The following is a 20,915-nucleotide window of genomic DNA, read 5'->3' on the forward strand; positions in this document are numbered from 1 at the left end:
TCTAAATCACTCGCTTTTAATCGCCTGTACCGGATTGGAATGGGCAGCTTTCAAGGATTGTAAGGTGACCGTTAAAAATGCGACACCTAAAATCGTAGCAGCTGCTACCGGTATAAACCACCATTCAAATGAAATCTTGTATTGATACCCTGCAAGCCAGTCTTTCATTACCCAAAAGGCAATACCGGATCCGATAAGGATAGACAGGGAAACGATTAGAATAAATTCCTTATTAATGACTTGTAAAATGGAAATAGTGGAGGCTCCCAATACTTTTCTTATTCCAATCTCTTTGGTTTTTTGTTCCGCCACATGAGCAGAAAGTCCAAGTAATCCCAGACAGGAAATCAAAATAGTCAATATGCTAAAATATTGAGCAAGATCTCTTAAACGTACATCCTCCTGATATAATCGAGCATAGTTTTCATCCATGAAACTATAATCAAAAGGAAATTCCGGGTTTAGATTTTTGGCAACAGTTTCTAAGTAAGCCACTGTTTCCTGAATTTTACTAGTATTTACCTTGATATAACCTTGCCAGGTGTTTTTAGGATCTAGCAGAAATATAGCAGGGGCTACATCTTTTCTAAAACTCTCAAAATGAAAATCTTTCACCACTCCAGTAATAGCTCTTTCCTCATCCCAAAGTCTAAAAAATTCATTTCCTTCATGATCTTGCTCCATTAATTCCAAAGCCGTCTGATTTAATATAGCTCCTGATACCGAATCCGATCCATGCTGGTGATCAAAATCCCTTCCCCTCACCAATTGCAAACCGGAAGTCTTTATGAAATCATAGTCGATCCGGATGATCTCAAATAACGCCGCATTTTCGGGGTCTTTTCCTTCCCACTCTACTCCTCCCGTATTAGAGTTTCTTCCCATAAACCCAAAGGACGAGCGGCTGACGGATTCTATGTTTTCATTTTTCTCCAATTCTGCTTTGAAAACATCAAAACTCTCCAATAACTTCCCTTCCAAGGTTACTTGAATCAATTGGTCTTTGCTGTATCCCAGGTCTTGGTTCATAGCAAAACTGATTTGCTGATATACTACCAAGGTGGAAACGATCAAAATTGTGGCAAGAATAAACTGAAATAGAACTAATCCTTTTCTGGCCATCACCACCCCTTTACCTGATTTGGTATATGACCGAAAAACTGAAACTACTTTGGTGGCTGACAGGTAAAGCGCTGGGTAACTGCCCGCAACCAATCCGGTAAATAAGATAATACTGAGCAATTCCATCCAGAAAATACCTGAACCATAAGGCACAAACATTTCTTTTCCAGTCAATTCATTAAATATGGGAAGACTAATTTCTACCAATAGCACGGCAATGAACCCAGAAAAAAATGAAATCAATATAGACTCACTCATAAACTGCATGACCAGTGATTTTTTGTCAGCTCCGGCCACCTTTCTTACCCCAACCTCCTTGGCACGTTTTTGAGATTTTGCAGTGCTCAAGTTCATGAAATTTATGCAGGCGATGATCAGGACGAAGAGACCGATCATGGCAAACAATTTGACGTTTTTTATTCTCCCTTCTATCAACTCACCATCTTTCCATTGCCCGTAGAGGTACAAATCTGCCAAGGGATATGCAAAAAGGCGCACATTGGAATCCTCATTTCTCTCGGAAATATAATTTTCAATACTGGCTGAAAAAGCTTCAGGATCTGTTCCTTCTCTCAATTTGATGATGGTACTGGGACCATTATTTCCCCAGTCAGAAAGCCATTCGTTTTCCTGAAAAAACAGGGCATAAGGCAAAATATAATCAAACTTCAAGGAGGAGCTTTCTTTCAAATCTTTAAGAACTCCCTGTACAATAAAATTTTTTGAGTCTGTCCCTTGTCGAATTTCTACATCCTCCCCTACCACATCTGTTTTCCCAAAGAGGGAGATAGCCCCTTTTTCCGTCAAGACTACATGGTTGTTTGCAGTCAACATCCGATCCAAATCTCCTTGCGCCACATCAAATTGATAAATCTGAAGTAAATCAGGCATGGCATAAATCCCAGTCAGCTTGATTCTCTTATCTTTTTGGATGAATAACTGGGTTTGTGACCAGGTATAGGTAGATGCAAATTCTACTTCCGAAAGAGTTTCCTTCATGCTTTCTGCCAATACGCCTGGAGTAGAATTGGTAGTAAAAACATCAACGCCATACGTCTGGTGCTCCATCACTCGATAGATTTGATCCAGATCTTTAAACTCTCTATTTACATTCAATTCAGAATTGACCCAAAGACCGATTAAAATAGCAGCCCATAACCCCAAAGACAACCCAAAAAGGTTAATGAAAAAAGTAAGCTTATGCTTGGCAAAACCCCGTAAGGCAATTTTAAAATAGTTCTTGAACATAGTAATGCGTCGTAAAGTGGAGGAGGTTTGATGAGGAATATTATAAAGTTGGTTTAGCTTTCTACTGAAGGAGATGCACTTAGGCTAGGAAAAGTTGCATAGAAAGTGCCAGTGGAATAAAATGCCCTAATTACTGAGTAAAAGCCATTTATCGGGATCTCTTTTGTCCGCTAATAGGCGCTTTTGGTCGCAATCGGACGATAACGGAAAATCTGGTTGCTTTCTCAATTCTTGAGATCTTAATGACCTTTCCAGGAGAACAAGAATCCCCTCAATTTTTCTAACTTTAGTATACACCAAAATTTTTGAATGATGACCCTGTTAATTTTACCATGGCTTGCACTTTTATTTTCTCAGGACCGGCCAAACTTCGAAGCCCAACTCATTGACTCCAATGTCTCTATAGGTTATGGAGTGGTCGTAGGTGATGTGGATGGAGATGGAAAACCAGATTTAATTTTGGCAGATAAAAAACAATTTGTTTGGTACCGAAACGGGGATTGGAAACGCTTTGTAATGGTAGAAAACCTAACCGAACGGGATAATGTCTGTATTGCAGCTAGGGATATTGATGGAGATGGAAAGGTAGAGATAGCTGTAGGTGCACAATGGAATCCAGGAGAAACCAGCGATGAAGCTCAATCCGGCTCAGTTCATTTCCTAATCCGACCCGCAGATCCTACACAACTTTGGACCCCAGTGCAACTTCCACACGAGCCAACGGTACATCGTATGTATTGGGTAAAAACAGGGAGTGAAACCTATCAACTCGTCGTACTCCCACTCCACGGTCGAGGAAATAAAGCAGGCGAGGGAGCTGGAGTGAAAGTGATTGGCTATGAGAAACCTTCAGACCCAAAAAATCCATGGAAAACCAATCTCATCGATGAATCCATGCATCTGACGCATAATATGACCTCCAAAGACCTGGGCGTGGGTGAAGGCGAGACCATTTTCATAGGGGGAAAAGAAGGTGTAAAAAGCTTTTCTTATCAAGATAACGCCTGGTTTGCCGGACCTACAAAGGAGTCCCCTCCAGGACATGAATCTTATGGTGAATTGGCTCTTGCAATGATACCCGCCAGAGGAATACTGCTGGCAGGCGTAGAACCCATGCATGGCAATCAAGTGACAACATACACCGCAACCCAGGAATCTGCTCAACCGCAGCGGATCGTCCTGGATAAAAACCTAAAGGAAGGGCATGGGATTGTGACTGGGGATTTCTTGGGAAACGGATCCGTTCAAATCGTGGCTGGATGGCGTATGCCCAATGAAGCCAGGGAAATTGGAATTAAATTATATGAACCTGTAAACGAGAACTATACAGAATTCAAATCCCACTGGATCGATCAAAATGGCATGGCAACGGAAAGTCTAACTGCCGCTGATCTCAATGGTGATGGGAAACTCGATCTAATCGCCTCTGGCCGATCCACCCATAACCTAAAAATTTACTGGAACCGAAGAGATTAAGTTAATACAAGTTATTATCTATCCTCAGGGAGGCAGACGATCCCGGGAATCGGGAGATGCAACCTCTTTTCAGACTTCAGACTCTTCTTATCTGATTTCAGGTTTGAATTAAAGTACTTTTAAAACTCACACTGTACATTTCGAGACTGGTAAAACACCCAATCGATGCCTAAAAATAGAATCAATACAAAATTTGAACTTCCATGTGGGATTACTCTGAAGAATAGATTGGTAAAATCTGCCATGACAGAGCGTATCAGTAACCATAAATTGGAACCCACTATTGAGCACGAAAGACTCTATGAAAAGTGGGCTGATACTGGGGCGGGTTTATTAATTACCGGAAATGTGATGATTGATAGGATTCATTTAGAATCCGCTGGAAATGTATGTTTTGATGATGAAAAGATGCTGCCAAAGCTCAAAAAATGGGCTGCTGCCGGAAAAAAGAATGGAAATCATATTTGGGTACAAATCTCTCATGCCGGAAGGCAATCCAATAAATTTAGCACCTTAAAACCATTGGCACCTTCAGAAGTACAACTCAAGAAACTTGGCCTATTTGGGAAACCAAGAGCCATGTCAGAAACGGATATTAATGTCACCATCAAAGGTTTTATAAAAGCTGCCAAAATCGCCAAAGATGCAGGTTTTACAGGGATCCAGATCCACGCAGCACATGGCTATTTGATCAGTCAATTTCTTTCCCCTTTAACCAATCAAAGAACGGATGATTGGGGAGGAAGTATTTTCAACCGTAGCAGATTACTGCTTACCGTAATTCGTGAAATACGAAAGGTGGTCGGACCTTCTTTTCCAATTGCAGTAAAATTGAATTCATCCGATTTCCAAAAGGGTGGATTTACTGAAGAGGAATCACTGGAAGTAATTAAGCTGCTGGACAATGAAAAAATTGACCTCTTGGAAATTTCTGGAGGAACTTATGAAAAAGTGGCGTTCTTTTTAATGAATGAGGATCAGGTTAAGAAAAGTACACGACAAAGAGAAGCCTATTTTATCGACTTTGCTAAAAAGGTGAGAACAATCAGCAACTTGCCCTTATTGATTACAGGAGGTTTCCGATCCTATGACTTTTGTAATGCAGCATTGGAAAAGGGAGAATTGGATTTGATAGGAATGGCCCGTCCCTTTATAACCAACTTAGATGACATCCACAGTTTTTTGAAGGGAGAAATTCCTAACCTGGACAACCTTATTTTAAGAACTGGAATTAGTCAGTTTGAGGACGCGGCTGAAGCTGGGTTTTATGCAAGACAATTGATCCGACTATCCAAAGGCAAGAAGGTAAAGCCATCTATGAGCCCTTTTATATGTTCCAATTTTTTAATCCTGAATGAACTCCGTCTGGCAGTCTCCAAAAAATTCAAATCCTAAAGTGTTTTCTAAAATTAAAACAGCACTATAACAATGGGCATTTAATTAGGGATAGGTACTTCTCTCCTCTCAGCTTTCTAAACTACCTTGAAAAGACAAGCTTTAGCCCTCCGGATTCCACCAACTAACCTTGCACATCAAAAACCCATCTAAGTAATTTCAATAGCTTTTAGAGGAAATTGACATCAATTTTTTTATAGATGGAAAAGGTAAACATGATGATCCCCTGTGAAATGAATTGAGTTATGAGAATAACCAATACAGTTTTTATAATACTCCATACTGACCGCGTTTGATAAAATTGTAACACAGCAAGTACATACCAAAAACTTATAAAAAGCCCTAAAATCAGACCTAATATTTTCATGGACGACGGAAAGAAAATAAAGATGATTATGGTAATGGTATAATAAAGCATCGTTTGTCCACTTAGATAAGCAGATAAAGCTAAATTTTCGACAAAATTGGTTCCTTGCCCTATAAAAAATAACCAGATAAGGAAACCATAAATTGGACAGTTGAGCAGTATAAATACATTGAAATGCCTAAAAGAGAAACGCAAAAGCTCAATCTCATTTGTTTCTATCTTGGAATAATTGATTGCGGTATCTTCGAACTTCAAAATAAAAAATAATGCTACGGCTACCATAATTACCAAAAAGCTAAAGGGATTAAAATAGGTCTTTCGCTGCCCTGAAATATAGGCACGAGCCACCCTGCCTGGCCTGTATACCAATTGTTTAACTAATAGCAGAATTCCCCGGTCTGTATTACTAAATGCCATCCAAAGGTCTCTCAGCAACTGTTGGAAATTCAATCTTTCAATATCCGTTTTTTGACCACAATGAGGACAATATTGATAATCACCCGTTATTTGTTTACTACAGTTTTTACATTTCATCCTCAATAATTGGTTTAGTGCATAAACAATATTCAAGTAGCTTCAGCCTACGTCTAAGACATTGTATTACAGGTTATGAGCATACACTTAGCCACTTTATCTTTAAATTGCTCCATTTAACCTATTAGCTAAAAAAGTCATGAGTTTTAACCTACTTAAATTTAGTAATAAGAATAGTATTATGGCACAAAGCCAAAATCACACGGCAGCTAAACACCAAATAATTCATCATATCATAAGGGCTTCCATAAATACTCAAAAATTGAATTTTTAGCATTTTTTCTGGAAGAGCTACTCTTGATTATTGTGGGTAGACGTACCAAGAAGTAAAGAACTAAATCATCTTTTAGATTTTTAGAACCTCAAAGATGATCTCACTTCACTTGTCTTGGCTCGAATCTCTTCGAGCCTTGCGATTTTCAGTTCGTGAAGACACAAACTGGGAAAAACAAAACCTTATACCCTACATTAAAATCTCCACTGGCTTTTTTTATATATTAAGAGTCGTTAACCAAAATCGTAGCCCATTAACCCATAAATCCTCCTATGAAAAACACTTTTTATATAGTTCTCGTCTTGTTATTAATTTCAAGAAATACGTTGGCTCAAGGAACGTATACGTTTCAGCCTCCCATTGAAGGTCGTGTTGTAGATCTGCTTCACGACAATCAATTCATTTTTAAAGATCTCAACAAAAACAACAAACTAGATCCCTATGAGGATTGGCGGCAACCTGTGGACATCCGAATCGCTGATCTAATAAATCAAATGACGCTGGAGGAAAAAGTGGGAATGATGTTGATCAATACCCTAAATGCTGGAGAACACGGAAAAATAACGGATCAAGCTGTAGACTTAATTGAAAATCAGAAAATGACCCGGTTCATTTTCAGGAATACCATTAAGGACAATCCAGTCAATATTGGCCCTGGAAATGGATTTGCTGGAGTACAAATCTCTCCCTTCGATGCCGCTCAATTTATGAATGCGATCCAAGAGCTTTCAGAGCACACACGCCTGGGTATACCAGCTATGTTTAAATCCAACGCCAGAAACCATATGGACTATGATTCTCGTGCCGGAATTAACGTGGAATCCGGATCATTTTCATCCTGGCCTAAAGAAAGTGGACTGGCAGCGACAAGAGATCTGGAATTAATTGCCGACTTCGCTAAAATCATGGCAGAAGAATGGAAGGCTATAGGCCTGCGTGGCATGTATGGATACATGGCCGACTTATCTACCGAACCGAGATGGTACCGGGTACATGAAACCTTTACGGAGGACAGCGAACTTGCTTCCGATATTCTCTCAGTATTGATAAAGAATCTTCAGGGAGAGCAATTGAATTCAAAAAGCATTGCCTTAACCATTAAACATTTCCCCGGTGGAGGGCCCCAGGAAGGAGGGGGCGATCCGCATTATGATTTTGGTAAAAACCAGGTCTATCCGGCTGGTAAATTCGATTACCATCTCGCTCCTTTTAAAGCTGCTGTGGACGCAGGTGCTTCATCCATCATGGCTTATTATGGCATTCCGGTAGGCCAGCCTTATATGCCCAATACAGTTGGGATGGCTTTTTCCAAAGGAATCTTGACAGAGTTATTACGTTCGAAACTCGGCTTTAGTGGATATGTGAATTCCGATACTGGAATAATAGGTGACAGAGCTTGGGGATTGGAAGATAAAAGTGTGGATGAACAAATTCTGATTGCAATTGACGCTGGAACGGATATACTTTCCGGTTTTAGCAATAACAAGCAAATCCTGGACTTAGTGAAATCCGGTCAACTTTCTGAAGATAGAGTCAATCTTTCGGTGACCAGATTATTAAAAGAGCAATTTGAATTAGGCTTGTTCGAAAACCCTTATGTTGACCCAAACCGAGCAGATTATGTAGTGGGAAATCCTTCTTTCCAAAAAAAGGCCGACCTCGCGCAACGTAAATCAATTGTGCTTCTCCAAAATAAAATGACTCTTCCCCTGTCTCAACCTAAAGAACAGGATACATTGAGGGTCTTTACTATGGGAATGAATACGGCTTTGTTTAAAGATCGAGCATGGTCAAATTACATCTTCACTCCAGGGGATGACAACAAAGCGAATGAGGAAACATTGCCAGCCATAGATAAAGAAACTGATATCGCTATTATCCGAATTCAGGTAACAACGGACGGAGGGCGCGATAGAAGATTTGGAGGAGCTAGTCCTGATGAATTAAACTTCCTTTCCTTTTCAGAAATGGCTAAATCAAACTCTTGGAAAATTTCACCTTCCTTAGAGGACATTCAGAAGGTTATGGAAACCGTTGGTCCGGAGAAAACCATTTTATCCATTGACTTCCGCCAGCCATATGTATTGGATGAAGCCAGTGGTGTTCTCAATGCTGGGGGTATACTTGCCACGTTTGGGGTAAGTGATGCTGCCGTGATGGATATAATTATGGGCAAATTCAATCCGAGCGGAAAACTGCCATTTGCCTTGGCAAAAACCAGTTCGGCAATTATTGAACAAGATCCAGACGCGCCGGGATATCCCGAAAAAGACACCTTATTCCCATTTGGGTTTGGGTTGACTTATAAATGAGATCTTGAATAGGTTGAGCAGCTAATTCCTCGAGAATTATCGGAATCAAATGCATTTGAAAACAAAAAAACCTTCGAGGTTTTAAAAAATCTCGAAGGTTGAATTTTGCTACGGTTCGTGCCTTCACGAGCCTTTTTTATTTATAAGTTCCCCAGTCCCGGCTTGTGTCTGCACGAGCCGTTTGTAACATCAGTTCGTGAAGAAAGAAACTTGTGCGACCATAGGCCTTTTTTCAGATTTATGACTTTAGCTTTCTGACTTAAGATTGCTTCGCTCGTACCTCACTCGCAATCACGATCAAATCAGAAGATCGGTAGTAACTAAATCTTATATCCTACATCTAAAATCTTAAATCAATTTATTCGCTTTTCAGCGAGTTCACAGGATTCGCAGTGGCAGCTTTGATGGATTGATAACTGGTGGTCAACAAGGCAATCACCACTGCAAAGAGTCCTGCCCCCAGGAATACCTGCCATCCCAAATCCTGTTTAAATTGATAATCTTCCAGCCATTTTTTCATGGCGTACCAGGCCACTGGTGAAGCAATCAAAAAGGCTATCAAAACCAGTTTGGCAAACTCTTTCGACAGCAAAACGATGATGCTTCCAATGCTTGAACCCAATACTTTTCGGATACCAATCTCTTTAGTTCGCTGCTCTGCAGTAAATGCCGTCAAGGCAAAAAGGCCCAAGCAGGCTATCACAATGGCAAATACTGCAAATATGCCAAAGACCTTTCCAAGTCGGGTTTCTGCTGCATACATTTTCCCAAAACGATCATCCAAAAAAGAATAAGTGAAAGGTTGCCCTGGAGCAAATTCATTCCACTTTGCTTCCACAAATTCAATCACCTGATCCGTATCATTCGCATTGAAACGAAAAGAGGCAATCCCTTGAGGTCTTTTGCTTAGGAAAATCATCAAAGATCCAATATTCTCTTTCAGAGATTGGAAGTGGAAGTTTTTCACCACACCTACTACCGTTTTGCTTTCCAATTCGTCTAAATTCATCGTTTCATTGTCCCCCGCCAAGGTGTAAATTCGCTGTCCGATTGGATCCCCTGTAAAGTTGAATTGCTTCACTGCAGATTCGTTTAGGATGACTGCACTTGAATCAGATGGAAAATCCATTGAAAAATCTCTACCTTCTACAATTTCCATTTCCATAGTCTTCACATAGTCGTAGTCTACCCGCCAGTTTTGAAGACTAACTAGATTTTCTGTTTGCTTGGGATCTTTTCCTTCCGCCCACCAAGGTGTATCAGATCTATTGGTGCCAGCTACTGGCAAGAACCCAGTGATCGTTCCGGATTCCATCATACTATTTGCTAGAATCTCCCGCTTGAAAGCTTCTGCCTGATCTCCCAAGGCATAAACATCATCAATAGTGATGACTTGATCTTTACTGAAACCAATTTTCTTGTTTTGAATGTAGTTCAGCTGGTTGAATACCGCGATGGTAGCAATGATCAGAATTATGGAAATCGAGAACTGGAAAACCACTAGGGAACTTCGTATCATCCCACTTTTCATTCCGGAGGCCACCTTTCCCTTTAAAATGCTCACCGGTTTAAATCCAGATAGAAAAAATGATGGATAGGTACCAGCAAGAAGACCTGTACCAATGGCACCCACCATCAAGATGATATAAAACGTCAATTGGGAAAATGGAATCCCCAAGGTTCTCCCTGCCAAATCATTGAAAACTGGCAATAGCAAGGCTACAATTGGAATCGCAATTAAGAAAGAGATGACACTTAGCAAAATAGACTCCATCAGGAACTGTCGTATCAAATGAGACCTATAAGATCCCATCACTTTTCGGATACCTACTTCTTTGGCCCGATTGGAAGATCGCGCAGTGGATAAGTTCATAAAATTGATGCAGGCAATGACCAAGATAAATAGGGCAATTGCCACAAAAAGGTAGACGTAGGTGATATTGAAATTTGGCTCAAATTCCCCCATCAAATCACTTTTCAAGTGAATATCAAGCAGCGGTTGCAGCACGTATTCCAATTTGCCCCCATCAGCAAGCATGGCATCCATTGTTGCCCCTTCACCAAATATTTTACTTAATTCAGGTTCGACATTCTTTTTGATCAGTGATTTCATCTTTAAATTCAAATCCTCTGGATCAGCCCCTTCCCTTAGTTTCAGGTAGGTCTGGAAATTATTGCTTAGCCAAGAGGTGGTTTTCGCTTCATCCAAACCTTCCATAGAAAGTAAAAAATCGAAATGGAAGTGGCTATTTTGAGGAATATCCTCATAGATTCCAGTGATCCGAAAATCATAGTCATTATCTAAAATCAAAGATTTTCCTAAAGCACTTTCTCCAGGAAAATACTTCTCAGCAATACTTTTGCTGATGGCCATGGTGTTTGGCTCAGTTAGAACGCCCTCCGGATTTCCTTCCAAAAGTGGCATCCCGAAGACATTAAAAAAATCCTTGCTCGCCCAAATTACATTATTTTCTTTGATGTTCTGATCTACTTTTTTGACCAGATAGGAACCACGCTGTCTAAAATTAACCGCGAATTCCACCTCGGGAAACTCAGCAGGAAGTGCTTCTGCCATGGGCGCCGGTGCCTGGGTCATATTATAATGATTCCCACCAAAAATAATTTCCGAATGAATTCTGTAAATCTGATTCGCATCTTTGAAATGCTTGTCGTAAGAGAGTTCATTGATGACAAAAAGTGAGATAATCATACAGACTGCCACCCCGACGGATAAACCCAAGATGTTGATAAAGGTGTAGAACTTATGCTTTTTTAAGTTCCTAATGGCGATTTTGAAGTAGTTTTCAAACATAGCTGTACTGGTTTAGGTGGGTTTCCAAAATTCAGAAAGAGTTCCTTGCCTTCATTAGATGCTTACTGGTTCCATAAGGTTGCAGAAGTCCTACTCTCTGAGGGTTATATATTTTTTAAAAGGTGTATTAAAGATTCCTAATCCTTTTCTTCTTTCTTCTGGGACCTATTCATTTCATTGAGAAAGAAATAATCCTTTTTACGGGAATCCGGCAATCACGAGATTTTTAATCGAGATTGCATGGTCAAATTTTCTTCATCTTACCATGAAGAACCTTAAATCATTCCTTTTTTAACTTAATTCGTGTAGCTCAAATTCTAAATCCCCTTACTCACTTCGAAGGGAATTGACCGGATTGGCAGAAGCTGCTTTGAAAGCCTGGTAACCTACCGTGACCAGGGAAATCAGAATCAATAGCACCCCTGATCCGGCAAAGATCCACCAACTCAAATCTGTTTGGTAGGCATAGCTTTGCAGCCAATTATTGGCAAAATACCAAGCAATGGGAACGGCAATGAGGATCGAAACCATAATCAAAGCAACAAAGTCTTTGGAAACCAAAGTCAATACGCTCATCAAGGAAGCCCCCATCACTTTCCGTACTCCGATTTCTTTTTTACGTTTTTCGGCAGTAAAGGCAGCCAATCCAAATAGCCCCAAACAAGAAAGGAAAATGGCTGTAGTACCAAAATATTTAGCCAGTTTCGAAGCTCTTTGTTCTGAAGCATACAAGGACTGATAATCCTCATCCATGAATGAATAGTTCAAAGGTTGACCCGTGAATTTCTCATAAACCTCGGATATTCCTGCAATACTGGCTTGCTGGTCATCGGACTCAATTCTTACCATCACTTTTTGAGCAAATGCGGGGTCGTATTTTAGAAATGCAGGTTTGACTGTTTCTTTTAAGGACTCAAAATGAAAGTCTTTCACTATGCCGATTACTTCTTTGTCTTCTCCCCAAAGATTCACGATTTGACCTACCGGATCCTGAAAACCAATCGTTCTGACGGCGGCTTCATTTAGGATGATCTTGTTATCTTCTTCTCCGAATTCGGGAGAAAAAGCACGACCTTCAGCCATTTCAAAACCCATGGTTTCGATCAAGCCCATATTCACAGTAATATTTTCAAACTTCACTTGTTCCTCAGGATCTTTTCCTTCCCAAGTCAATCCGATCGTAGAACTGGCAAGCCCTACCAATGGATGGGATAGGCTTGAGGCATTGCTTACCCCTGGCACTTTCTTGGTTTCTTCGAGGTAGGTATCCAATTGATTTGGAGCAATTCCAGAAGCATTCAGTTCCAGTAATTGTGCTTGATTGTACCCTAAATTTTGATTTTGGATAAAGTTCATCTGCTTACTCAATACGGTTATTCCAATAATGAGCAAAAGCGAGATGGAAAACTGAAATACAACCAATCCCTTTCTTGCCAAAAGTTCTCCAAAACTTCCTTTGAGATTGGATTTCATCACCTCTACCGGTTTAAACTTGGAAAGGTATATAGCCGGGTAAATTCCTGCTAATAATCCTGTAATCAACCAAACACCAACTATAATGAATACAATATCTGGTTGAAATGTAAGGCCAAGTGACTTGGAGGTAACTTGATTAAAAAATGGTTGTAATAGAAAGGAAACCAAGATCGCTAAAACAACGGCAAAAAAGGTCAGAACTAATGATTCTGTAATAAACTGGGCAAATAATCCTCCACGACTGGCCCCCATAGATTTCTTCACTCCGATTTCCTTTAACCTGCTCATGGATCTGGCCGTGGTCAAATTCATGAAATTGATGCAGGCAATGACCAGGATGAATATTGCGATGACGGAAAAGATTTTTACATAGCTGATTCTTCCTCCCGCAACTTTTCCATCCTCATAGGTTCCGTACAAGTAGGTATCTCCAAAAGGCTGTACAAAAACAGAAACATTGGATTCAGCTTCCTTATTTTTTATGAAATCAGCAACCTGCTCATTGAAGGAAGCCACATCTGTTCCTGCTTTCAATAACACAGTGGCAGTTGCATTGAAATTATCCCAATGCGCACCTTCGCCCAGCATTTGCTTAAAAAAAGGAAAAGCCAATAAATATTCAGGCTTAACCAGATCAAGTTTCCCATAGTCCTTGTAAACTCCGGTCACTTCTACCTCATTCTTAAAATCAAATACCTGCCATTTCAAGGACTTTCCTAAAGCCAGTTGCGGACTACCAAAAAGTTTATTCGCCAAGGTTTCTGAGATGACCACAGAATTAATATCTGTTAGGGCTTTTTCTGGATTTCCTGCCAAAAAATCTACATCGAAAATCTGGAAATATTCCTGATCCACGAAATATCCATCCCCTTCCATTTTTGTATTTCCCTGCTCAAAGGTCACTCCTTCGATAAAGGGAGAAAATGCAGTTGCCTTATCCACTTGTGACAATTCGGCTTTCATAGCCTCCGCCATTTCCGCAGGGGTATATGGAATAGTGACAATTCCAGTAGAATTATCATGATTCGTCATCACGGTGTAAATCTGATCTATCTGGGAATGATAACGATTGACACTCAATTCATCTTTCACCCAAAGCAATATGATAATGACCGTGGTAAGACCTACAGTCAACCCAAAAAGATTGATGGCAAAAATATGCTTGGACTTCATGAAACTTCGGAAGGCCAATAGAATTTGATGACGTAGCATGGGGAGGTTGGTTTAGTTGATGGTCTTTTTCGTCATTGCTTCCCCCGGCTTTCGGGAGAAGCAATCTCGCCCTAAGAAATCTACTCCTACTTTTTTGGATAAGTGCTTCTTTAACACGAGACTACTTAGTGGTTCCTCCTCGCAGTGACGGATTGTGCTTCACACGTTTTACACATGAAACTGCTCACGAATATTTTCAGTCACCACCTTACCATCAAATAAGTTGATCGTTCTGTGGGCATAGTTGGCATCATGAGGAGAGTGAGTTACCATCACGATGGTAGTTCCTTCATTGTTTAACTCCTCCAAGAGGCGCATTACTTCTTCACCATTGGTAGAGTCCAAGTTACCTGTAGGCTCATCGGCAAGGATTACAGAAGGTTTTGCGACAATAGCTCTGGCAATCGCCACACGTTGCTGCTGACCACCGGAAAGTTGCTGTGGGAAGTGATTTCGACGGTGCATGATGTTCATCCTTGTCAATACTTCTTCCACCCTGGTTTTGCGCTCATCTGCAGGAATTTTCAAATACAATAGAGGTAGCTCTACGTTTTCAAAAACTGTCAGTTCATCGATCAGGTTAAAGCTCTGAAACACGAATCCGATATTTCCTTTTCTCAAGGAAGAGCGTTGTCTTTCAGAAAACTTGGCCACTTCCTGATCCAAGAAATAATATTCACCGGCATCAGGGTTATCCAATAAACCAAGAATATTTAAAAGAGTGGACTTACCACAACCGGAGGGTCCCATGATTGCGACAAATTCCCCTTTTTTAATTTCGATTTGAATACTATCCAAAGCGGTAGTTTCTACCTCTTCAGTAGCATACATTTTCCTAAGATTGACGGTTTTGATGACGTTTTCCATATGGTGTTGTTATTGCCCGATGTCCGAAGTCGCTGATCCGATCCGGCTCAATCAGTGGTTTTAGTATTTATTTTATTTTTTGACTTTACTAGTTCTATCCTATTGATTAGATGGCAAGAATCCGGTTTTGGTTGCATGGGTTTCCTTTTTATACATGACACCCCAATTCATTCTTCTCAATTCTAATTTCTATTTCAACTCCAGTACCTCGTTATCCCCGAAATTCTCATAGCCCGATACAATGACTCTTTCTCCCTCTACCAAACCTTCCAGTACTTCGTAATATTCAGGATTCTTTCTTCCCAAACGGATATTTCTTTTCTCTGCATTTCCTGCAGCGTTTAAAACAAATACCCAGTTTCCTCCGGTATCTTTAAAGAAGCCTCCTGTAGGTAATAATAAGCTTTGCTCGCTATCTCCTAGCTCCAGCCTAATCCGAACACTTTGACCACGTCTGATCCCTTGTGGGCTTTCACCTGTAAACTTCATATCCACTTCGAATCGACCATTGGTAATGGTTGGATAGATTTTCATAATCTCCAATTCATGATCTACACCACTTAAGGTGAATTTACCTCTCAGCCCCTGTCCAATTCTTGGTAGGTATAATTCATCGATCGGAACTCTCACTTTAAACTCATCTAATACATCGATTTGCCCATAGCGCTCTCCCGAATTGATTGCTTGCCCAACTTCAATCTGCTCCATGGCCAACTGTCCAGCTATAGGAGCCTTGATGACCAGGTTATCCAAAATCCGACCTACTCCATTCAGAGAAGCATTCATTCTGCTTTCTGACTGCCTAAGCTGAGCGAGCTGATAAGCTCTTGCGATGGAATCACTTTTATATGATGCATAAGTCAACTCCTTACGCTTCAGGTTATATTCGTATTGCTCGGCTACTTCCTCGAATTCACGGTCTGAAACCAGGTTTTTCTCATGAAGCTCCTTGAATCTTTTATATTGGGGCTCTAGCAAACTGATTTGATAATCAATTTCAGCCAGTTGACCTTGTTGACTCAAATCATTTTGATCTAAAAAGAGACGAGTTTGACGCAGGTTATTGATTTGTTCGTACAACATCGTTTCACGCTGCATGACATCTAATTGTAGATTGGAGTTGGCCATGATCAAAATCGTATCACCCACATCCACCAAGGCTCCGGACTCCCGGACAATTTCGGCAACCATCCCGCCTTCTACAGCATCTAGGAAAAAAGTCTGTGCAGGTTCTATTTGGCCAGAGACCAAAATATAATCTGTAAACTCTCCTTTACTTACCGTAGCAATACTTAACCGATCTCGCTCTACATTCATGGTAGAACGGTGATCCGCAAAGCCTATTTGATAAATAATTCCGATGAGCAATGCTGCTCCTCCGACAATCCATGCAATTCTCCTGGGCGTCCAGGTCTTCTTTTGTATTTTTCTATCCATTGTGTGTATCTGCCATTTTCGGCTATACCCTTTATGCCAAATGGTATGCCATCAAAAAAACATCGTTCTCAGGCTTAAAATGGAGGTTTCACCTTTTTTGAATTTGGATCTCCCGAACATTTTTGTTCGCAGGCGAACAAAACTCATTCAACTTTCTTATTTTTATCAAAAGCAGATCACTGGCCCAAAAAGAATTAAAATGGCCTAATTTCCGTCATAGGGCTGGATTTGATTTTAAATTATTTGAAATGTAGAATTCGGTATGCTTTTGGAACACTACAGTGCAATTATTTGAATATGGCGAAAGCCTAGATCTTATTCTTTAAAACCCAACAGATAGATGAGTGAGCAAAAAATTGGTAAAATTCTCATTATTGATGACAATGAAGACCTACTAAAAGCTGCCAAGATTTTTCTAAAAAGACATTTTGCGCAAGTAGATACTGAAACCAACCCTGACCTACTTCCTATTTTGACTCACAACGAGCAATATGATGTGATCATGCTGGACATGAACTTTACTAAAGATGTGAGTTCAGGACAGGAAGGTTTTTATTGGCTTGACCGGATCCTGGAGCTAGATCCTTCCGCTGTGGTGGTCTTGATTACTGCTTATGGAGATGTCAACCTTGCTGTAAGAGCTATCAAGGAGGGTGCTACTGATTTTGTCTTGAAGCCATGGGAAAATGAACGCTTATTGGCCACGTTGAACTCTGCCCTGAAACTAAGGCAGAAAAAACTGGAGGTAGATTTACTGAAAGACCAGAAGCAAACACTTCAGGCGGACATGGACCGCAAGTTCAGCGAAATCATCGGTCAAAGTGCGGTCATGCAAAAAGTCTATGAAACCATAGAGAGGGTAGCTTCAACCGATGCCAATGTTTTGATCTTAGGCGAAAACGGGACAGGAAAAGAATTGATCGCCAGAGCGATCCATAGACATAGTAGAAGAAATAAAGAGGCTTTTGTAGGAGTGGATCTTGGATCCATCACTCAATCACTATTTGAATCCGAATTGTTCGGTCATAAAAAAGGGTCCTTTACGGATGCCAAAGAAGATAGGGCTGGAAGGTTTGAACAAGCACATAAAGGCACCCTCTTTTTGGATGAAATCGGAAACTTACCTCTTCCACTTCAAGCTAAATTATTAGCAGCATTACAAAATCGGCAGGTTACCCGTGTGGGAGCAAACCGTGCCATTGATGTCAACATCCGGTTGATTTCAGCGACCAATATGCCGATCCACAACATGGTATATGATAATAGTTTCCGACAAGATTTATTATACCGGATCAATACGATTGAAATCCAGCTTCCTCCGTTACGGGAACGAGATGACGATATCATGTTGCTGGCCAATCACTTTATCGCTTTCTATGCCAAGAAATACAATAAGGATGTCAGAAAAGCTTCAGAACCTTTGATCAAACGAATGATGAAGTACCATTGGCCTGGAAACATCCGGGAACTGCAACATAGTATTGAAAGGGCAGTAATTATGAGTAATCATAATGTGCTTCAGCCAGAAGATCTCTTCCTTCAAAAAATGCAGCAACCGGAAAGCAAGGATGAATCGGTGAGTTTAGAGCACTTAAATATTGAAGACGTAGAACGGATTTTGATTCGTAAAGCCCTTCAGAAACATAACGGACATATCACTAGGGCCGCTGAGGAATTAGGATTGACCCGCTCCTCACTTTATCGCAGACTGGAAAAATATGGTTTATAAGCGGTTTTCGATAGGTGTTGGGTTTAGGATTTTCCTGATTATTTTATGCCTATACCTAGGTTTATGGCTTTATTATAGGCAAGAGTTATGGCTAGCGCCGGGTATTCTAGGGCTGATTGCTTTGATCCAAATAGGCGAATTGATTTACTATGTCAACTCGGTCAATCATAAGCTTGCCCGATTTCTAGACTCCATTCGTTTTACTGATTTCTCCAGCTCCTTTACCTCTGATAGCCAAATGGGAGGTTCCTTTAGAGAAGTGAACATGGCATTCAATGAAGTCATGAACGTCTTCAAACAAACCAGGGCTGAAAAGGAGGAACAAATGCTGTTTCTCCAAGTGATTATCCAGCATATCAACTCAGGGATCATCTCTTTCAATTCTGAAGGAAAAATCGGGGTGATCAATAATGCCGCCAAGCACTTATTACAAATCCCTCAGTTTCGAGATATTTCTGATTTAGGAAAGCTCTCTACTTCTTTATTGGAACAGGTCATGGAAATGAAACCTGGTCAGCGAATCTCGTATCGGGTCAATCCAAACCTGCACTTGATCATTCAGTCCACCTCTTTGAAAATGGGAGGTCAAAGCTGGACGTTGCTCTCTCTACAAAACATCAATGCGGAACTTCAATCCAATGAATTGGAAGCTTGGCAAAACCTTACCAAAGTGCTGAGACATGAAATCATGAATTCCATCACCCCTATTTCCAGTTTGGTAGATTCGTTGAGTACCATTTTAGAAGAAGACTCCTACGTACAAAAAGAAGGGTTCTTGATCAAGAAAGACGGCTATCAAGACATACAGGAAGGATTGGAAACCATCGCCAACCGAAGCAAGGGCCTGGTAGCTTTTGTCAATGCCTATCGGGATTACACCAACATCCCTACTCCTAAAAAGGAGCTGATTTCTGTTAAATCATTGTTCGAAAATGTCCTGATTTTAATGAAGGAGGACCTGAAAGTATCGGATGTTAAAATTGTGACAGACATCATGCCGGAGGATCTTGAAATCAATTGTGATCCAGATCTAATTGCGATGATTTTGATTAACCTCGTAAAAAATGCCAATGAGTCTTTACAAAATCAAGAAGAACGAACCATTTGGCTGTCTGCCTTATCCCAAGGGGATTTGGGAATTCTGATCCGCGTGGAAGATCATGGCCCAGGAATCATACCGGAGGCCCTCGAACGAATATTTGTTCCTTTCTATACCACTAAAAAAACGGGATCAGGGATCGGTTTGGCAATTTCAAGGCAAATCATGAACCTTCATAGAGGAAGTTTACAAGTGACTTCCATCCCCAATGAAAAGACGGTCTTCACCTTAAATTTCAGATAACTATCGGTTATATAAGGAGGAATAATAATCGGTATAGTAGTTATATACATCAGGGGTCTGTCGGTACAGATCCCTCAATCTTTTGAAAACAAAAATAGATTGAGCGATCAATTCTTTTTCATTAGTCACCTCAACGGAAGCTACCCCCCTATTTTCTACACTGAACAAAAGTCCGGAAGGACCGATGATATCATATCCTTCCTTTTTCTTCTTCTTTTCAAAATTTAAAACCTCCCCATCTGTAAAAGTCAAGTTTGCCAACTGGTAACTATTCAAACTTTTGCCTTCTGCCAACACTTTATCGGACTCCAAATCGATGATTTTACATTTTTTACTGCTATTGTTCAGCAATATCCGGTAAGATCTAGACCCTACTTTTAGATCTGCATATTCCAGACTTTTTTCAACTCCTAGATTTGCTATTTCTTCGCCCTCTGAGACCAAAGGAATATTGATTTTTGGTAGTTCCCAACTGGATTCTTGGGCATTGGTTGAAATAACACTACCTATCAAAAGGGCAATTAGTAAGAATGACGTTTTCATCAGAAGGAGTTTATGGTGAACAAGTAATTGATACGCTTTTCATTCCTCCTAAGTTCTTATTAAACAGGAGTCTGCCATCATTTATTTTTGAAACTGACTTAAGTGGCCACTAACTTTCCGAAAATTACCCAGTACTGGGTATTTTATTGTAGTTCAAGTATTTGTAACTTATATACAAAAAAGAGGATATGGAAGAAAATATCATCACCCAAACCCAAATAGCTTTTCACAATTTGAATGGACTCATCAATGGTATTGCCATGGATGGACATATTTCAAAAAGCGAATTCGACGCACTCAAATCCTGGTGTCAAACTCACGATGGTTTATGCTCTATAGATCCTTTCAAGGATTTTCATGAAGAGGTAAAAGAAACAATCAAAAGTGGTGTCCTGGGCTCAGAAGAAATAATAGAACTGCAACAAATTATTGCGAAATATTCTCCCTTGTTTGAAGAAAAGGATCAAATCAAAGCGGATCTACATTTCTTACAAGGGGTTTGTTATGGAATCATGGCAGATGGAGACATTAACAAATATGAGTTAAGCCTGCTCCAAAAATGGTTAACTGACCACGATCACTTGAAAGACACCTACCCGTTTAATGAAATTACTGCTGTGGTGAAAAAAGGCATCGATGCCGGTAAAATAGAACAGGAGGAATACAAGTACCTCAGCAAGTATTTCTTGGAGTTCCTGAAGATTGACTAGTTATCATCTATTTCTGAAATCATTGAGTTGTCCCATTGAAAGCCTGTTAGGAAATGGTC

At 40.3% G+C, this 20,915-nt stretch carries 13 protein-coding genes; 6 read left to right on the forward strand and 7 right to left on the reverse strand.

What is annotated here, in order from left to right; all coding sequences use genetic code 11:
• Positions 1-6: 6 nt before the first annotated feature.
• Positions 7-2,370, reverse strand: coding sequence for an ABC transporter permease (locus BUR11_RS10855; RefSeq protein ID WP_074224831.1), 2,364 nt, complete (start codon positions 2,368-2,370; stop codon positions 7-9).
• A 309-nt stretch (positions 2,371-2,679) separates the two neighbouring features.
• Here BUR11_RS10855 and BUR11_RS10860 point away from each other — a divergent pair, with 309 nt between their 5' ends.
• Complete coding sequence (locus tag BUR11_RS10860) at positions 2,680-3,846, forward strand: FG-GAP-like repeat-containing protein (protein WP_234982145.1); 1,167 nt, start codon at positions 2,680-2,682, stop codon at positions 3,844-3,846.
• 165 nt (positions 3,847-4,011) lie between these two features.
• On the forward strand, positions 4,012-5,241 hold the full coding sequence (locus BUR11_RS10865; protein WP_074224832.1) for an NADH:flavin oxidoreductase/NADH oxidase family protein: 1,230 nt from the start codon (positions 4,012-4,014) through the stop codon (positions 5,239-5,241).
• A 169-nt stretch (positions 5,242-5,410) separates the two neighbouring features.
• Here the strand turns inward: BUR11_RS10865 and BUR11_RS10870 are convergent, their stop codons facing one another.
• Complete coding sequence (locus BUR11_RS10870; protein ID WP_074224833.1) at positions 5,411-6,142, reverse strand: DUF3667 domain-containing protein; 732 nt, start codon at positions 6,140-6,142, stop codon at positions 5,411-5,413.
• A 546-nt stretch (positions 6,143-6,688) separates the two neighbouring features.
• On the opposite strand from BUR11_RS10870, the gene BUR11_RS10875 reads away from it, so the two are divergent.
• Entirely contained in the window at positions 6,689-8,728 is a 2,040-nt protein-coding gene (locus BUR11_RS10875) for a glycoside hydrolase family 3 protein (RefSeq protein ID WP_074224834.1), read from the forward strand.
• A 358-nt stretch (positions 8,729-9,086) separates the two neighbouring features.
• Here the strand turns inward: BUR11_RS10875 and BUR11_RS10880 are convergent, their stop codons facing one another.
• The 4 genes from BUR11_RS10880 to BUR11_RS10895 all read right to left on the reverse strand — a co-directional run bounded on the left by BUR11_RS10880 (position 9,087) and on the right by BUR11_RS10895 (position 16,532).
• On the reverse strand, positions 9,087-11,540 hold the full coding sequence (locus BUR11_RS10880; protein ID WP_074224835.1) for an ABC transporter permease: 2,454 nt from the start codon (positions 11,538-11,540) through the stop codon (positions 9,087-9,089).
• 327 nt (positions 11,541-11,867) lie between these two features.
• A complete protein-coding gene (locus BUR11_RS10885) occupies positions 11,868-14,228 on the reverse strand; it encodes an ABC transporter permease (RefSeq protein ID WP_074224836.1) in 2,361 nt (786 codons plus the stop codon).
• 168 nt (positions 14,229-14,396) lie between these two features.
• On the reverse strand, positions 14,397-15,095 hold the full coding sequence (locus tag BUR11_RS10890; RefSeq protein WP_074224837.1) for an ABC transporter ATP-binding protein: 699 nt from the start codon (positions 15,093-15,095) through the stop codon (positions 14,397-14,399).
• A 189-nt stretch (positions 15,096-15,284) separates the two neighbouring features.
• Entirely contained in the window at positions 15,285-16,532 is a 1,248-nt protein-coding gene (locus tag BUR11_RS10895; RefSeq protein ID WP_074224838.1) for an efflux RND transporter periplasmic adaptor subunit, read from the reverse strand.
• Positions 16,533-16,872: 340 nt separating this feature from the next.
• Between BUR11_RS10895 and BUR11_RS10900 the strand changes: the two genes are divergently transcribed.
• Together BUR11_RS10900 and BUR11_RS10905 are read left to right on the forward strand one after the other, a co-directional pair.
• Positions 16,873-18,261, forward strand: a complete 1,389-nt coding sequence (locus tag BUR11_RS10900) for a sigma-54-dependent transcriptional regulator (protein ID WP_074224839.1) — start codon at positions 16,873-16,875, stop codon at positions 18,259-18,261.
• Positions 18,251-19,603 (forward strand): sensor histidine kinase, encoded by a 1,353-nt coding sequence (locus tag BUR11_RS10905; protein WP_074224840.1) that lies wholly within the window; start codon positions 18,251-18,253, stop codon positions 19,601-19,603. The genes BUR11_RS10900 and BUR11_RS10905 overlap by 11 nt, the downstream gene beginning before the upstream one ends.
• On the opposite strand, the gene BUR11_RS10910 is transcribed toward BUR11_RS10905, so the two are convergent.
• On the reverse strand, positions 19,604-20,146 hold the full coding sequence (locus tag BUR11_RS10910; RefSeq protein ID WP_074224841.1) for a hypothetical protein: 543 nt from the start codon (positions 20,144-20,146) through the stop codon (positions 19,604-19,606).
• A 188-nt stretch (positions 20,147-20,334) separates the two neighbouring features.
• Between BUR11_RS10910 and BUR11_RS10915 the strand changes: the two genes are divergently transcribed.
• Entirely contained in the window at positions 20,335-20,856 is a 522-nt protein-coding gene (locus tag BUR11_RS10915; RefSeq protein ID WP_074224842.1) for a TerB family tellurite resistance protein, read from the forward strand.
• The last annotated feature ends 59 nt before the right edge of the window (positions 20,857-20,915 follow it).

This window comes from Algoriphagus halophilus (genome assembly GCF_900129785.1).
Classification (GTDB): domain Bacteria; phylum Bacteroidota; class Bacteroidia; order Cytophagales; family Cyclobacteriaceae; genus Algoriphagus; species Algoriphagus halophilus.

Coding starts and splice junctions, on each gene's coding strand:
- BUR11_RS10855 (WP_074224831.1), bottom strand. CDS start 2,370: ATGTTCAAGAACTATTTTAAAATTGCCTTACGGGGTTTTGCCAAGCAT.
- BUR11_RS10860 (WP_234982145.1), top strand. CDS start 2,680: ATGATGACCCTGTTAATTTTACCATGGCTTGCACTTTTATTTTCTCAG.
- BUR11_RS10865 (WP_074224832.1), top strand. CDS start 4,012: ATGCCTAAAAATAGAATCAATACAAAATTTGAACTTCCATGTGGGATT.
- BUR11_RS10870 (WP_074224833.1), bottom strand. CDS start 6,142: ATGAAATGTAAAAACTGTAGTAAACAAATAACGGGTGATTATCAATAT.
- BUR11_RS10875 (WP_074224834.1), top strand. CDS start 6,689: ATGAAAAACACTTTTTATATAGTTCTCGTCTTGTTATTAATTTCAAGA.
- BUR11_RS10880 (WP_074224835.1), bottom strand. CDS start 11,540: ATGTTTGAAAACTACTTCAAAATCGCCATTAGGAACTTAAAAAAGCAT.
- BUR11_RS10885 (WP_074224836.1), bottom strand. CDS start 14,228: ATGCTACGTCATCAAATTCTATTGGCCTTCCGAAGTTTCATGAAGTCC.
- BUR11_RS10890 (WP_074224837.1), bottom strand. CDS start 15,095: ATGGAAAACGTCATCAAAACCGTCAATCTTAGGAAAATGTATGCTACT.
- BUR11_RS10895 (WP_074224838.1), bottom strand. CDS start 16,532: ATGGATAGAAAAATACAAAAGAAGACCTGGACGCCCAGGAGAATTGCA.
- BUR11_RS10900 (WP_074224839.1), top strand. CDS start 16,873: ATGAGTGAGCAAAAAATTGGTAAAATTCTCATTATTGATGACAATGAA.
- BUR11_RS10905 (WP_074224840.1), top strand. CDS start 18,251: ATGGTTTATAAGCGGTTTTCGATAGGTGTTGGGTTTAGGATTTTCCTG.
- BUR11_RS10910 (WP_074224841.1), bottom strand. CDS start 20,146: ATGAAAACGTCATTCTTACTAATTGCCCTTTTGATAGGTAGTGTTATT.
- BUR11_RS10915 (WP_074224842.1), top strand. CDS start 20,335: ATGGAAGAAAATATCATCACCCAAACCCAAATAGCTTTTCACAATTTG.